Origin of the sequence: Aeromicrobium sp. IC_218 (assembly GCF_004336805.1) — a bacterium.
In the GTDB taxonomy this organism is placed as follows: Bacteria; Actinomycetota; Actinomycetes; order Propionibacteriales; family Nocardioidaceae; genus Aeromicrobium.
In genome coordinates this window covers 122,842-137,238 of sequence record NZ_SJXM01000005.1, presented here as the reverse complement: position 1 = coordinate 137,238, position 14,397 = coordinate 122,842, and the positions used below count along the sequence as shown (strand labels likewise).

General features: G+C 72.6%; 14 protein-coding genes. 5 read left to right on the top strand and 9 right to left on the bottom strand.

Features of this window, described 5'->3' with window-relative positions:
* Positions 1-2: 2 nt before the first annotated feature.
* The 5 genes from E0W78_RS08005 to E0W78_RS07990 all read left to right on the top strand — a co-directional run bounded on the left by E0W78_RS08005 (position 3) and on the right by E0W78_RS07990 (position 3,901).
* Positions 3-710, top strand: coding sequence for a response regulator transcription factor (locus E0W78_RS08005; RefSeq protein ID WP_242686283.1), 708 nt, complete (start codon positions 3-5; stop codon positions 708-710).
* Positions 703-1,935, top strand: a complete 1,233-nt coding sequence (locus E0W78_RS08000) for a histidine kinase dimerization/phospho-acceptor domain-containing protein (protein WP_131403337.1) — start codon at positions 703-705, stop codon at positions 1,933-1,935. Before E0W78_RS08005 ends, E0W78_RS08000 begins: the two co-directional genes overlap by 8 nt.
* A gap of 92 nt (positions 1,936-2,027) precedes the next feature.
* Entirely contained in the window at positions 2,028-2,180 is a 153-nt protein-coding gene (locus E0W78_RS16535; RefSeq protein ID WP_165570443.1) for a hypothetical protein, read from the top strand.
* A gap of 84 nt (positions 2,181-2,264) precedes the next feature.
* The gene (locus E0W78_RS07995; protein ID WP_020693390.1) at positions 2,265-2,882 is read left to right on the top strand and encodes a DUF47 family protein; all 618 of its coding nucleotides are present in this window, start codon (positions 2,265-2,267) and stop codon (positions 2,880-2,882) included.
* A gap of 2 nt (positions 2,883-2,884) precedes the next feature.
* A complete protein-coding gene (locus E0W78_RS07990; protein WP_278249427.1) occupies positions 2,885-3,901 on the top strand; it encodes an inorganic phosphate transporter in 1,017 nt (338 codons plus the stop codon).
* Between the two features lie 95 nt (positions 3,902-3,996).
* Here the strand turns inward: E0W78_RS07990 and pstB are convergent, their stop codons facing one another.
* The 9 genes from pstB to E0W78_RS07945 form a co-directional block, all read right to left on the bottom strand.
* Positions 3,997-4,776, bottom strand: a complete 780-nt coding sequence (gene pstB / locus E0W78_RS07985) for a phosphate ABC transporter ATP-binding protein PstB (RefSeq protein WP_131403336.1) — start codon at positions 4,774-4,776, stop codon at positions 3,997-3,999.
* 27 nt (positions 4,777-4,803) lie between these two features.
* Positions 4,804-5,883, bottom strand: coding sequence for a phosphate ABC transporter permease PstA (gene pstA, locus E0W78_RS07980; RefSeq protein ID WP_131403335.1), 1,080 nt, complete (start codon positions 5,881-5,883; stop codon positions 4,804-4,806).
* Positions 5,883-6,824, bottom strand: a complete 942-nt coding sequence (gene pstC / locus E0W78_RS07975) for a phosphate ABC transporter permease subunit PstC (protein WP_131403334.1) — start codon at positions 6,822-6,824, stop codon at positions 5,883-5,885. The genes pstA and pstC overlap by 1 nt, the downstream gene beginning before the upstream one ends.
* Before the next feature lie 76 nt (positions 6,825-6,900).
* Positions 6,901-7,986: a phosphate ABC transporter substrate-binding protein PstS gene (gene pstS / locus E0W78_RS07970; protein WP_131403333.1), complete on the bottom strand. Its 1,086-nt coding sequence runs from the start codon at positions 7,984-7,986 to the stop codon at positions 6,901-6,903.
* A 254-nt stretch (positions 7,987-8,240) separates the two neighbouring features.
* Positions 8,241-9,125 carry an NUDIX hydrolase gene (locus E0W78_RS07965; RefSeq protein WP_131403332.1) on the bottom strand — a complete coding sequence of 295 codons (885 nt, stop codon included), beginning with the start codon at positions 9,123-9,125 and terminating at the stop codon, positions 8,241-8,243.
* A 20-nt stretch (positions 9,126-9,145) separates the two neighbouring features.
* The gene (locus E0W78_RS07960) at positions 9,146-11,254 is read right to left on the bottom strand and encodes an RNA degradosome polyphosphate kinase (protein WP_242686282.1); all 2,109 of its coding nucleotides are present in this window, start codon (positions 11,252-11,254) and stop codon (positions 9,146-9,148) included.
* A 99-nt stretch (positions 11,255-11,353) separates the two neighbouring features.
* Positions 11,354-12,169 carry a mycothiol synthase gene (gene mshD, locus E0W78_RS07955; protein ID WP_131403330.1) on the bottom strand — a complete coding sequence of 272 codons (816 nt, stop codon included), beginning with the start codon at positions 12,167-12,169 and terminating at the stop codon, positions 11,354-11,356.
* Positions 12,166-13,596, bottom strand: coding sequence for an acetyl-CoA carboxylase carboxyltransferase subunit alpha/beta (locus tag E0W78_RS07950; RefSeq protein ID WP_242686275.1), 1,431 nt, complete (start codon positions 13,594-13,596; stop codon positions 12,166-12,168). Before E0W78_RS07950 ends, mshD begins: the two co-directional genes overlap by 4 nt.
* Positions 13,593-14,303: a response regulator transcription factor gene (locus E0W78_RS07945; protein WP_019144615.1), complete on the bottom strand. Its 711-nt coding sequence runs from the start codon at positions 14,301-14,303 to the stop codon at positions 13,593-13,595. The genes E0W78_RS07950 and E0W78_RS07945 overlap by 4 nt, the downstream gene beginning before the upstream one ends.
* Positions 14,304-14,397 lie beyond the last annotated feature (94 nt).

Here is a 14,397-nt window from a genome sequence, read left to right as displayed (position 1 = left end):
CCATGGTGCTGGTGGTGGAGGACGACGACCAGATCGCGCCGCCCTTGCTGCGCACCCTGGAGCGCGAGGGCTACACGGTCGAGCGGCTCGCCGCCGGCCTCCCCGCCGTCGACCGGGCCGCCGCCGGCGACGTCGACCTCGTGCTGCTCGACCTGGGTCTGCCCGACGTCGACGGCCTCGAGGTCTGCCGCCGGCTCCGGGCCGACGGCTACGAGGGCGGCATCATCATCCTGACCGCGCGAGGCGGCGAGCTCGATCGCGTCGTCGGCCTGGACGTCGGCGCCGACGACTACCTGCCCAAGCCGTTCTCCCTGGCCGAGCTGCTCGCCCGCACCCGTGCGCTGCTGCGGCGCAGCGGCCCGCGTGCGTCCGCGGGGGAGACCCCGGGCGACGCCGCCGGGCCGGCGAGCCCCGACGGCCTGCGGGTCGACGTCCAGGCCCGCCGCGTGTGGGCCGGCGACCGCGAGGTGGTGCTGACGGTCAAGGAGTTCGACGTCCTCGCCCTGCTGGCCGCCGATCCTGGCGCTGTCGTGACCCGCGAGCGGATCATGGACGAGGTCTGGGACGAGAACTGGTTCGGCTCGACCAAGACGCTCGACACCACGCTCGGCCGCCTGCGCCAGAAGCTCGAGGAGAGCGGCACCCCCGCGCGCATCGTCACCGTCCGCGGCGTCGGCTTCCGGCTCGAGGACGCCCCGGCCGATGCGTGAGCGCCTCGTCGTCACCCTCGTCGGGATGACCCTCGCGGTCATCGCGCTGTTCGGCGTCCCGCGCGCGTACGAGACCGCCGACCTCATCACCGACCGCGAGCGCGAGGCGGTCGGCCGCACCGTCCAGCTCGCGGCGACGGCGGTCGAGGCCCGGCGGGCGAGCGGCGCCCCGGTCGACTCGGGCTTCCTGCGCAGCCTGGCCGGCGACGACGAGCGGATCACCGTGACGACCCCGGACGGGACGACGGCGGTCACCGGCGACCCGGTCGGCGACGACGCGTTCACCGCGACGCGCGAGCTGAGCGGCGGCGGCGAGGTCGTCGTCCAGCGTGGACGTGACGCCGTCGACGAACGCATCTCCGACGCCCTCACCCCGCTCGTGCTCCTCGCGCTGCTGCTGGCCGTGCTCTCGGCCGTCGTCGGCTTCGTGCTCGCCCGCCGGCTGGCCCACCCGTTCCGCCGGCTCGCCGACTCCGCCCGCGTGCTCGGCACCGGACGCTTCGACGTGGAGGTGCCGCACTCGCGCGTCCCCGAGGCCGAGGCGCTCGGCGACGCGCTGCGCGCCACGGCCCGCCAGCTCGACGACCTGGTCACCCGCGAGCGCCAGCTCGCGGTCACCGCGTCCCACGAGCTCCGTACCCCCGTCACGTCCCTGCGGCTCGTGCTTGAGGACCTGTCCTACTGGCCGCAGACCCCGCCGGACGTCGCCCAGGAGCTCACCGCCGCGATGGGCGAGCTCGACCGGCTCGACGCCGCCATCGGTGAGCTGCTGGTCGACCGCAAGGGGGCGAACCTCGGCCAGGCGGTGGAGGTCGACCTCGTGCGGCTGGTCGCGGGCACGATCGACCGCTTCCGCGAGCCCGCCCGCGAGGCCGGTCGCTCGGTGCGGCTCGGCGGCGACGACGAGGCCACGGTCACGGTCGTCCCCGGCCCAGTCGCACAGGTCGTCGAGGCGCTCATGGACAACGCGCTGGCCCACGGCGAGGGCGTCGTCTCGGTGACGGTGACCCGTCGTCCGGCGTACGACGAGATCGCGGTCGACGACGAGGGGGAGCGCACCGCAGCACCCGGCGTCATCCACCAGGTGCGCGGCGTCGGCGGCGGCCTGTCGGCGATCTCGCTGCTCGCCGAGTCGATGGGCGGCCAGCTGCTCGTCGACGACACCCCCACCACGCGCTACGTCCTGCGCCTGCCGCGCCGCGACGCGAGCGACGTCCTGGCCTGATCCGGCCCGTTCGGACGGGTGCGCGCGCGGGCGGGTTGGGCTTACGCTGGGCCCTGGGGGATCGACCTGGCACGGGCACCTCAGGAGGCACCATGGCGGAGCCCCTCGACGAGCGGCTGCGCGACGACGCGGCGCTGGACGAGATCGAGCTGACCAGCGACCTCATGATCGCGGCCTCGACCCGTGAGACCCCGCTGACGCAGGCGGAGGTCGACCGCATCCTGGGCCTGGACACCCGCCCCTGACCCGAGCGCCGCCTGCACGTTCTTCGCCCTGCCCGCCATGACCTAGCATTGCCGTGGCCCACTCACCGTCGACTGGAGTTTGTCGTGCGTTTCAGCCTGCGTCCCGTGGAGACGTCGTTCTACGACCTCTTCACGGAATCGGCGTCCCACCTCGTCGAGGGGTCCCGACTCCTCGCCGAGATGCTCGACCCCACCAAGGATCGATCCGCGATCGCCGAGCGCATGCGCGAGGCCGAGCACCAGGCGGACGAGACCACCCACAAGATCGTCCGTCGCGTGAACAGCACGTTCGTGACGCCGTTCGACCGCGAGGACATCTACCGCCTCGCCGGCCTGCTCGACGACGTCATGGACTTCATGGAGGAGACGGTCGACCTGATCGGCCTCTACGAGCTCGGTGAGCTGCCGCCCGAGGTCGCCCAGCAGGTCGAGGTGCTCCAGCGCGCCACCCAGCTGACGGCCGAGGCCATGCCGCGCCTGCGCACGATGAAGGACCTCGAGGAGTTCTGGATCGAGATCAACCGTCTCGAGAACCAGGGCGACCGGGCGTACCGCCGCATCGTGGCCCACCTGTTCGGCGGCTCGTACAAGACGCTCGAGGTGATGAAGCTCAAGGACGTCGTCGACTCCCTCGAGCACGCCATCGACGCCCTGGAGTCCGTCGCCAACACGGTGGAGCAGATCGCGGTCAAGGAGTCCTGAGCGTGGACTCCACCCTCATCATGGTCATCGTCGTGGTGGCCATCGCACTGGTGTTCGACTACACCAACGGATTCCACGACGCCGCCAACGCGATCGCGACCTCGGTGTCGACGCGGGCGCTGACCCCGCGCGCCGCCCTGGCGATGGCCGCGGTGCTCAACTTTGTGGGCGCCCTGCTCGGCGTCGGCGTCGCCCAGACCATCCAGGGCCTCATCGACATCGAGCCGACGATCGCCCGAGAAGGCGCGCAACATGCGCTGACCATCGTCCTCGCGGCGCTGGTCGGCGCCATCACCTGGAACCTCATCACCTGGTACTTCGGCATCCCCTCGTCCTCGTCGCACGCCCTCATCGGCGGTATCGTGGGCGCGGGCGTGGCCTCGGCCACCACGGTGCACTGGGACAGCCTGGTCGAGAAGGTCGCCATCCCCATGGTGCTGTCGCCCTTGCTCGGCTTCCTCGGGGCGTTCGCCATCATGACCGCGATCATGTGGTTGTTCCGCAAGGCCAACCCAGGGCGCGTGAGCCGCGGGTTCCGCCTGGCGCAGACGCTGTCGGCCGCCGGCATGTCGCTGGGCCACGGCCTGCAGGACGCGCAGAAGACGATGGGCATCATCGTCCTGGCGCTCGTCGCGGGCGGCTACGCCGACGGTGACTCGGTGCCCTTCTGGGTCATCGCCGCCGCAGGCACCGCGATCGCGCTGGGCACCTACTCGGGCGGCTGGCGCATCATGCGGACGCTGGGCCGGCGCATCATCGACCTCGACCCGCCCCGCGGGTTCGCGGCCGAGGCGACCGCCGCCACGGTCCTGTACGGCATGGCGATCGGTCTCCACGCCCCGGTCTCGACGACGCACACGATCACCTCGGCGATCATGGGCGCCGGCGCCACCAAGCGCTTCAGCGCCGTGCGCTGGGGCGTCGCCCGCGGCATCGTCGTGGCCTGGATCGTCACGATGCCGGCCGCGGCCGCCGTCGCGGCGGCGACGTACTACGTCGCGCGGGTCTTCCTGCCGTAGTCGTACCCGCTCCCCGAGCTCGTCGAGGGGACGCCAGAAGGCCCCGCCCGGGTGATCCGGGCGGGGCCTTCTGCGTACGGCTCGTGGCGTGCGGCTCAGCCGAAGCGGCCCTGGATGTAGGCCTCGGTGGCCGGGTCCTCGGGGTTGGAGAAGATCTTCTCCGTGCGGCCGGTCTCGACCAGGCGGCCGGGCTTGCCGACGCCGGAGAGGTTGAAGAACGCGGTGTCGTCCGAGACGCGGGCGGCCTGCTGCATGTTGTGGGTGACGATGACGATCGTGTACTCGCTCTTGAGCTCGTGGATCAGGTCCTCGATCGCGCTGGTCGAGATCGGGTCCAGGGCCGAGCACGGCTCGTCCATGAGCAGCACCTCGGGCTCGACCGAGATCGCCCGGGCGATGCACAGACGCTGCTGCTGACCGCCGGACAGGCTGGAGCCCGGACGGTTGAGCCGGTCCTTGACCTCGGCCCACAGGCCGGCGCGGCGCAGCGAGCGCTCGACGATCGCGTCGGAGTCGGCCTTCTTCATGCGCTTGCTGTTGAGCTTCTGGCCGGCGATGACGTTGTCGTAGATCGACATGGTCGGGAACGGGTTCGGCCGCTGGAAGACCATGCCGATGGTGCGGCGGACGTTCACCGGGTCCATCTCGTCGCCGTACAGGTCCTGCCCGTCGATGAGGACCTTGCCCTCGACGCGGGCGTTGGGGATCACCTCGTGCATGCGGTTCAGCGACCGCAGGAAGGTGGACTTGCCGCAGCCGGACGGGCCGATGAACGCGGTCACCGAGCGGGCGGGGATGTCGATGGTGACGTCCTCCACGGCGAGGAAGTCGCCGTAGTAGATGTTGAGGTCCGAGACGTCGATGCTCTTGGCCATGATGGGTTCCTTGTCAGACCGGGGAGCTCAGCGCTCGCCCTTGGGGGAGAAGAAGTAGGAGACGAGTCGTGCCGCGAGGTTCAGCAGCATGACGATGATGAGCAGCACCAGCGCGGCGCCCCACGCGCGCTCGAGCGCGAACTCCGGCGGCACGCCGGGGTTGCGGATCGAGGTGTAGGCGAAGACCGGCAGGGTGGCCATGCGGCCGTCGAAGAGGTTGAAGTTCACCGAGTCGGTCATGCCGGCGATGATCAGCAGCGGCGCGGTCTCGCCGATGACGCGGGCGATGGCCAGCGTGATGCCGGTGACGATGCCGGCCAACGAGGTGGGCAGCACGACCTTGGTGATGGTGCGCCACTTCGGCACGCCCAGCGCGTACGACGCCTCGCGCAGCTCGTTCGGGACGAGCTTGAGCATCTCCTCGCAGGAGCGCACGACCACCGGCACCATCAGCACCGACAGCGCGACCGAGCCGCCGATGCCCATGCGGACGCCCTCGCCGAAGAACAGCACGAACAGGGCGTACGCGAACAGGCCGGCGACGATGGAGGGGATGCCGGTCATGACGTCGACCAGGAAGCGGATCCAGCGGGCCATGCGGCCGCCGGCACCGTACTCGACCAGGTAGATCGCGGTGAGCAGGCCGATCGGGACGCTGATGACGGTGGCGGCGCCGGTGATGAGCAGCGTGCCGATGAGCGCGTGGTAGATGCCGCCGCCCTCGCCGACGACGTTGCGCATCGAGTAGGTGAAGAACTCCGCCGACAGGACCGGCGCGCCCTTGGAGATGACGGTCCACAGGATGCTCGCCAGCGGGAACAGCGCCAGCACGAACGCCGACGAGACCAGCACGGTGACCAGGCGGTCCACGGCCTTGCGGCGTCCCTCGACCGCGTACGACCAGACCGGCAGTGCCAGGGTGACGACCCAGGCCAGCAGCACGGCCTGCACGGGCGAGGCGCCCACGACGTACGCCAGGACGGCGGTGGCCAGGGCGACGCCCACGACGACGCGGGCGGCGCCGGCGGGCAGCGAGCGTCCGCGCAGCTGGTCGGCGAGCGACGTCTCGGGACGGGTGCCCGGCTCGGGGGTGACGACAGTGCTCATCAGTTGGCTCCGGAGAAGTCCTTGCGGCGGTCGACGATCGCGCGCGCGGTGAAGTTGACGACGAAGGTGATGACGAACAGCACCAGGCCGGAGGCGATGAGGGCGTTGACCGTCAGGCCGCTCGCCTCGCCGAAGCTCAGCGCGATGTTCGCCGCGATCGTGCTCGGGTTGGTGGAGCTGATCAGGTTGAAGGTCACGACGCCGCTGGCCGACAGCACCATCGCGACGGCCATGGTCTCGCCGAGGGCACGGCCCAGGCCGAGCATCGCCGCCGACACGATGCCGGAGCGGGCGTAGGGGAAGATCGCCATCCGGGCGACCTCCCAGCGGGTGGCGCCCAGCGCGAGCGCGGCCTCCTGGTGCAGGCGCGGCGTCTGCAGGAAGATCTCGCGGCAGATCGCGGTCATGATCGGCAGGATCATGAGGGCCAGGACGACGCCGACGGTCATGATCGTGCGTCCGGTCGCGGACGCGGGGCCGGCGAACAGCGGGATGAAGCCCAGGTGGGTCTCGAGCCAGGCGTAGGCGGGGGCCAGCCATCCGGCGAGCACCGCGATGCCCCAGGCGCCGTAGACGACGCTGGGGACGGCGGCGAGCAGGTCGATGACGTAGCCGAGCGCCGCGCCGAGCCGGCGCGGCGCGTAGTGCGAGATGAACAGGGCGACGCCGACCGACAGCGGCAGCGAGATGATCAGCGCGAGCAGCGCCGACAGCAGCGTGCCGAACACCAGCGGGGCGACGAACGGCAGGAACGACTCGCCGCTCTTGACGTCCTGCGGGTCGGCCGTGATCCCGGGGATGCCCTCGACGGTCAGGAAGACGGCCACGCCGGCCAGGACCAGCAGGATGAGCAGGCTGGCTCCGGTGGACAGGCCGCGGAAGACCTGGTCGCCGGCGCGACGGACCCCACGCGGTCGGCGTGGGGTGGGGGTGGTGGTCACGTGGTGCCTTTCGAGCGGGACTGCGGCGGCCGCCCGGCCGGTCCCCGAGGGGAGCGCGGCCGGACGGCCAGGTGGGTCAGGAGATCTTCGCGACGATGTCGGCGACCTTCTGGGACACCGACTCCGAGAGCGGCGCGGAGCCGGCCGACTCGGCGGCGGCCTGCTGGCCGTCGGTGCCGGTGACGTACTCGAACCAGCCCTTGGCGAGCTCGCCCTGCGCCTCGTCGGTGTGCTTGGCGCACGTCGCCAGGTAGGACACGAGGACGATCGGGTAGGTGCCGGCCTCGGTCGTGGTGCGGTTCAGCTCGAAGACGAGCTGGGTCTCGGAGCCGGTCTCGGCCTCCTCGCTCGCGTCGAGGATCGCCGCGGCGGCCTCGGCCGTCGGGCCGACGTAGTCCTCGCCGACCTTGACCTGGACGGTGCCGAGCTCGCCGGCCTGGCTGGCGTCGGCGTAGCCGATGGTGCCGCTGCCGTTGCCGACCGCCTGCACGACGCCCGAGGTGCCCTCGGCCGCCTCGCCGCCCTTGACCGGCCAGGTCTCGACGACGCCGCCCTTCCAGCCGCCCTCGGACGCCTGGTCGAGGTAGTCGGTGAAGTTCTTGGTCGTGCCCGAGTCGTCCGAGCGGTGGACCGGCGTGATCTTGGTGGACGGCAGGGTCGCGTCCGGGTTGTCGGCCTTGATCGCCGCGTCGTCCCAGGTCTTGATGGTGCCCTGGAAGATCGCGCCGATGGTCTTGGCCGACAGCTTCAGGTCCTCGACGCCGTCGAGGTTGTAGATGACGGCGATGGGCGAGACGTACGAGGGGACCTCGACCAGGTCGCTGCCGCACTTCTCGGCGGCCGCCGTGGTCTCCTCCTCGTCGAAGGCCGAGTCGGTGCCGGCGAACGCGACGCCACCGGCGATGAACTGCTCACGGCCGCCGCCCGAGCCGACCGGGTCGTAGTTGACGGTCACGTCGGGGTTGGCGGTCTGGAAGCCCTGCTTCCAGGCGCCGACAGCGGCCTCCTGGGAGCTGGCGCCGGCGCCGTTCAGGGTGCCGGAGAGCGTCGACTCGGAGTCGGTGTCGCCGGAGGCCTCGTTGCCGGCGCTGCAGGCGCTCAGGCCGAGCGCCAGCGCGATGGCGGCAGCGGGGAGGGTGGCGCGGCGCAGGGTGCGGTTCACGTCCTGGTTCCTCTTTCGATGTCTGGGGGTCTGACATCCAGGACGCTAGGGACGCCAGGTGTATCGATGCCCCGTCGTAGGTGAACGGACGGTGAACCCTGACCGACGAGTGGCGCGCCCTCGCGACGGGCGGGGGCGACCGGCTTCCGCCCCGGCGCCCCGGGGTGTGGCGCCCGCCACGTGGCGAGAACGCGAGAGCCCGCCGAGATCGGGTCTCGGCGGGCTCGTTCGCTGGGTGTTCACCGTCGGAACGCTCAGGCCAGCTCCTCCACGGCGACGACGCGGCCCTTGCGGTGGTGGACGACGAGGGCCGCGCCGGGCGACATCCGGGGTCCGTCGACGCCGAGCGCCGCCCACAGCAGCGGCAGCGTCGGCCGATGGGTGCAGACGACGGTCGGCTTGCGGCGCTCGAGCAGGGCGTCCACGGAACGTCCGACCTGGCCCGAGGTCGTCTCCTCGCCGAGCCGCTCATCGACCTCCAGGAAGGTGCCGAGCGTGTCGGCGTACGGCTCCACGGTCTGGGTGCAGCGCAGCGCGGGGCTGGAGACGACGTGGCGGACGCCGTACGCGGCCAGGGCGCCGCGCAGCCCGAGCGCCTGCTCGCGCCCGACGTCGGTGAGCGGGCGGTCCAGGTCGTCGCCGACGAAGTCGTCGCGCTGCACCGCCTTGCCGTGGCGGACGACGACGAGGGTGCGGGTCTTGTGCGACCGGTCGATCGCGGCGTCGACGAAGCGGTCGAGCACGCGCCGGTCGGTCTCGTGGCTCAGCATCGCCTGCGCGGCCTTGGGGGAGACCCAGGCGATCTCGTCGACCTCGTCGTTGGGCACGAACGGCTGCTCGCGGCCGACGACCTTCGCCGACCAGTACGAGACCCGCTTGTGGCCGCCGTTGACGACGTAGCCGACGACGTCCAGCGGCACGCCGAGCCGGACGCGCTGCCCGGTCTCCTCCTCGAGCTCGCGGACGGCGGTCTCGGCGACGCGCTCGCCGACGTCCGCCTTGCCCTTGGGGAACGACCAGTCGTCGTAGCGCGGGCGGTGCACGAGCAGCACCTCCAGGGCGCCCTTGGTGCCGCCGGTGCGGCGACGCCAGACCACGGCGCCGGCGGCGAGCACGACGGTGTCTTGGGAGCTGTTCATGGGCACCTCTCCGGGTGGGGTCAGCCGCGGGGCCGGCGGGCGGCCCGGGCGCGGGCGATGAGCACGTGGTGGGCGTCGTGGGCGCCGACGTGACGCGTCCAGGCGCCGTCGGGTCCGAGCCGCCAGCTCGTGGTGTCGTCGGCGGTGAGCAGGTCGAGCAGCTCGCCGAGCTCGGCGACGTGCTCGGCGGTGGGCACGCGCACGAGCACCTCGACGCGACGGTCGAGGTTGCGGTGCATGAGGTCGGCCGAGCCGAGCCAGGCCTGCGGCTCGCCGCCGCTGGCGAACCAGAAGACGCGGCTGTGCTCGAGGTAGCGGCCGAGCACGCTGAACACGCGGATGTTCTCCGACAGCCCGGGCACGCCGGGCCGCAGGGCGCAGATGCCGCGCACGACCAGGTCGACCGGCACGCCGGCGCGGGACGCCTCGTACAGCGCGTCGATCGTCTCCTCGTCGACCAGTGAGTTCACCTTGATGACGATGCGCGCCGGACGTCCGGCCCGGTGGTGCTCGACCTCGGCGGCGATGCGCTCCAGCAGCCCGTCACGGACGCCCGTCGGCGCGACGAGCAGCCGGCGGTAGGACTGGCGGCGGGCGAAGCCGGACAGGTTGTTGAACAGGTCGGTGAGGTCGGCGGTGATGTCGCGGTCGGCGGTCAGCAGGCCGAGGTCCTCGTAGGCGCGTGCGGTCTTGGGGTTGTAGTTGCCGGTGCCGACGTGCGCGTAGCGGCGCAGCCCGTCTGGCTCGTCGCGCAGCACGAGGGCCAGCTTGCAGTGGGTCTTGAGCCCGACGACGCCGTAGACGACGTGGCAGCCGGCGCGCTCGAGCTTGCGGGCCCAGCGGATGTTGGCCTGCTCGTCGAAGCGGGCCTTGATCTCGACCAGCACGAGCACCTGCTTGCCGGCGCGCGCGGCGTCGACCAGGGCGTCGATGATCGGCGAGTCGCCGGACGTCCGGTAGAGCGTCTGCTTGATCGCCAGCACCTTGGGGTCGGCGGCCGCCTGCTCGATGAACCGCTGGACGCTGGTGGCGAACGAGTCGTACGGGTGGTGCACCAGCACGTCGCGCTTGCGCAGCGCGCCGAACAGGTCGGCCGGGCTGGACGTCTCGACCTCGGCCAGGTGGCGGTGGGTGCGCGGCACGTAGGGCTCGTAGTGCAGGGCCGGCCGGTCGAGGTCGGCGACCTGGGCCAGTCCGCGCAGGTCGAGCGGCCCGGGGAGCCGGAAGACCTCCTCGGCCCGGATGCCGAGCTCGGAGACGAGCAGCTCGAGCACGTCGTCAGAGACGTCGTCCTCGACCTCCAGGCGGACCGGCGGGCCGAAGCGGCGGCGCAGCAGCTCCTGCTCGAGCGCCTTGAGCAGGTTCTCCGCGTCGTCCTCCTCGACCTCGAGGTCCTCGTTGCGGGTCACCCGGAACAGGTGCCGCGCGAGGATCTCCATGCCCGGGAACAGCAGGTCGAGGTGGGCCGCGATCATCTCCTCGAGCGGCAGGTAGCGGCCCTCGCCGAGGTGGAACCAGCGGTCGAGGATCGGCGGCACCTTGACCCGGGCGAAGTGCTCCTTGCCCGTCTCCGGGTTGCGCGTCAGCAGGGCCAGGTTGAGCGACAGGCCCGAGATGTACGGGAACGGGTGCGAGGGGTCGACGGCCAGCGGGGTCAGCACCGGGAAGACGCGCTCGCGGTAGGCCTCGCCGGCGCGGCTGCGCTCGGCGCCGGTCAGCTCGTCCCAGCGGAGCAGGTGGATGTCCTGGGCGGCCAGCAGCGGGACGATCGCGGACGCGACCTCGGCGTGGCGGCGCATGAGCACCTGGGCGGCGCGCAGCAGGTCGTCCAGGATCTGCGACGGCGGGGCACCGGCGGCGTTCGGCACGGCGACGCCGGCGGCGATGCGGCGCTTGAGGCCGGCCACGCGGACCATGAAGAACTCGTCGAGGTTGCTGGCGAAGATCGACAGGAAGCGGACCCGCTCCAGCAGCGGCAGCTCCTCGTCCTCGGCGAGCTCCAGCACGCGGGCGTTGAACGCGAGCCACGAGAGCTCGCGGTCGAGGAACCGGTCGCGGGGCAGGTCGCTCGCGGCCGGGTCGAAGGGAGGGTCGACGTCGAACTCGTCCGGCGACGCCGCCTCCTCCATGGCCGCGGACATGTCGGCAGTCTCCACGCCCCCACCGTGCCCCAGCAACATGAACGCGACGTGAACCCGGCCCGACGCCGGGGAGTCGGCCCCGCGGGGTCAGCGGGTGTAGAGGACGTCCTTGGCGTGGGTGACGAAGCCGAGCCGGTGGTAGACGGCCAGGGCGGGCGCGTTGTCGCCCTCGACGTAGAGGTCGACGACCCGCAGGCCCGCCTCCCACAGGTGGCGCAGGCCGTGAGCGGTGAGCGCGGTGCCGAGGCCGCCGCCGTGCCGGTCGGGGTCGACGCCGACGACGTAGACCTCGCCGACGCCGTCCTCCACCTTCGTCCAGTGGAAGCCGATCACCCGGCCGTCGGCCTCGGCCACGAACAGGCCGGCCGGGTCGAACCAGTCGCTGGCGGCGCGGCGCTCGAAGTCGGCCCGGTCCATCGCGCCCTGCTCGGGGTGGGCGGCGAACGCGCGTGCGTTCACCGCGACGACCGCGTCGACGTCGTCGGGCGTGAACGTGCGCAGGGTGACGCCCTCGGGGACGCGCTCGGGTGCGGGCGCCTCGTCGAGCTCGAGCCGCAGGACGAGCAGCGTCCGCTCGGCGCGCAGCCCGGTCGCGGCGGCGAAGGCCTGGGCGGGCGCCAGGTCGCCGTGGGCCCAGAAGCGCGTCTCGCCGTCGGCCAGGAGCCCGTCGACCAGCGCGCGGCCGTGGCCCTGGCGGCGGTGGTCGGGGTGCACGACCAGCTCGACCGGGGCGTCGTCGACGGCGTAGCCGGCCGCCACCACCGCGTCGCCGTCGGTGCGGGTGGCCAGCACCCGCGGCTCGCGCTGCTCGGCGAGGGCCAGGCGTGACGCCTCGTTGAACGGGGCCACCCTGTCGTGCGCGGCGGCCGCGTCGGCCAGGCGGGTCAGGTCGGGCGTGGTCATCGGGCGAGCTCCCTCAGCTGGGCGCCGACCTCGGCGGCCACGGCCGACGCGAGGGACTCGGCGGTGTCGTCGTCGCGCTCGGGCACGACGACCTGGACGGTGCCGGCGCGGTGCAGCTCGCGCGCACCGACGCGCTGCGCCTCGGCCATCTCGGCCGCGTGGTCGACGTCGCCGTGGACGATGGCGCTCGCGCCCTCGGGCGGCAGCGGCGAGAGCCAGGCGTGCTCGGTGGCGATCGTCCGGTCCGCGGGCAGCAGGGCCAGTGCCCCGCCGCCGCAGCCCTGGCCGAGCAGCACCGAGACCGAGGGCACGCGCAGCGTCGACATGTGCGCGATGCAGCGGGCGATCTCGCCGGCCACCGCACCCTCCTCGGCGGCCGGGGACAGCTCGGCGCCGGGGGTGTCGATGAACGAGACGAGCGGCAGCCCGAGCTCGTCGGCCAGGCGCATGCCGCGGCGGGCCTCGCGCAGGGCGGCCGGGCCCATCGGCGTGGCCGGGGTCTGGGTCTTGCGGTCCTGGCCGACGACGACGCACGGGACGCCGTCGAGCCGGGCCAGGGCGACGAGCATGGCGCTGTCGCGCTTGCCCTCCCCGGTGCCCTGCAGGCGGACGGTGGCCGAGCTGGCGTGGCGCAGCACCTCGCGGACGCCGGCGCGGGCGTCCCCACGGGTGCGCTCGATCGACTCCCACGTGCCGCTGGCGAACCGCGGCTCGTCGGTGCGGCGGGGGAGCGAGGCGGGCTCGGCCGGGTCGAGCAGGATGCTCAGCGCCCGGTCGACGACCTCGGGCAGCTCGTCGGTCAGCACGACCGAGTCGATGATGCCCCGGCGCGAGAGGTTCTCCGAGACCTGCACGCCCTGCGGGAACGGGCGTCCGTGGAGCTTCTCGTAGACCTTGGGGCCGAGGAAGCCGACCAGGGCGCCGGGCTCGGCGACCGTGACGTGGCCGAGCGAGCCCCACGAGGCGAAGACGCCTCCGGTCGTCGGGTGGCGCAGGTGGACGAGGTAGGCCAGGCCCGCCGCGCGGTGGTCCATGATCGCGCGGGAGATGTCGACCATCCGCACGAACGCGGGCGTGCCCTCCTGCATGCGGGTGCCACCGGACGCCGTGGAGGCCAGGATCGGCAGCCCCTCGGCCGTGGCCCGGCGCACGGCCGCGACGATGCGCTCGGCCGACGCCTGCCCGATCGACCCGGCCAGGAACGAGAACTCGTTGACGACCACGGCCACCGGACGTCCGCGGACCGTGCCGCGTCCGGTCAGGACGGACTCGTCGGTGCCCGCCCGCTCGGCGGCGGCGCGCAGCTCGCGCTGGTAGGCCTCGGGGTGGTGGTCGATCGTGACCGGTGCGTCCCAGGACGCCCAGGAGCCGGGGTCGAGGACGAGGTCGAGCAGGTCACGGGCGTGGACGCGCTGGGCCACGCTCACGCCTTCGCGTCGGCCGTGTCCCGCGCGTCGGCCTTGGTGGCGACGAAGCGGTAGCCGACGTTGCGCACCGTGCCGATGAGCGTCTCGTTGTCGGCGCCGAGCTTGGCGCGCAGGCGGCGGACGTGGACGTCCACGGTGCGGGTGCCGCCGAAGTAGTCGTAGCCCCACACCTCCTGGAGCAGCTGCTGGCGCGTGAACACGCGGCCCGGGTGCTGGGCCAGGAACTTCAGCAGCTCGAACTCCTTGAACGTGAGGTCGAGCGTGCGGCCCTCGAGCTTGGCCGTGTAGGTCGCCTCGTCGACGACCAGGCCGCTGGTGGAGATCAGGTGGGAGTCCTCGTGGCCGTCGCGGGCCTCGGCGAGGCGGCCCTGGCTCAGCCGCAGCCGGGCCTCGAGCTCGGCCGGGCCGGCGGTGGTGAGGATGACGTCGTCCATGCCCCAGTCGGCGGCCACGACCGCGAGCCCGCCCTCGGTGAGGATGAGCACGAGCGGGCACTCGATGCCGGTGGTGCGGATGACCCGGGTGAGACTGCGCACCTGGGCGAGGTCGTTGCGACCGTCGACGAGCACCGCGTCGCACGGGGGCGCGTCCAGCAGGGCGCTCGCCTCCGCCGGGAGGATGCGCACCGAGTGCGGGAGCAGCGCCAGGGCAGGCAGCACCTCGGCCGAGGACTGCGTGCTCTTGGTGAGCAGGAGCAGGTGGGACACGGTGCCTCCTTGCCGGACGGGGTTCACCCCGTATACACGTTGAGGCCGTCAGTGATCAGTCGATCACCGCGGCCTCATTGCATGCCTCAGACTA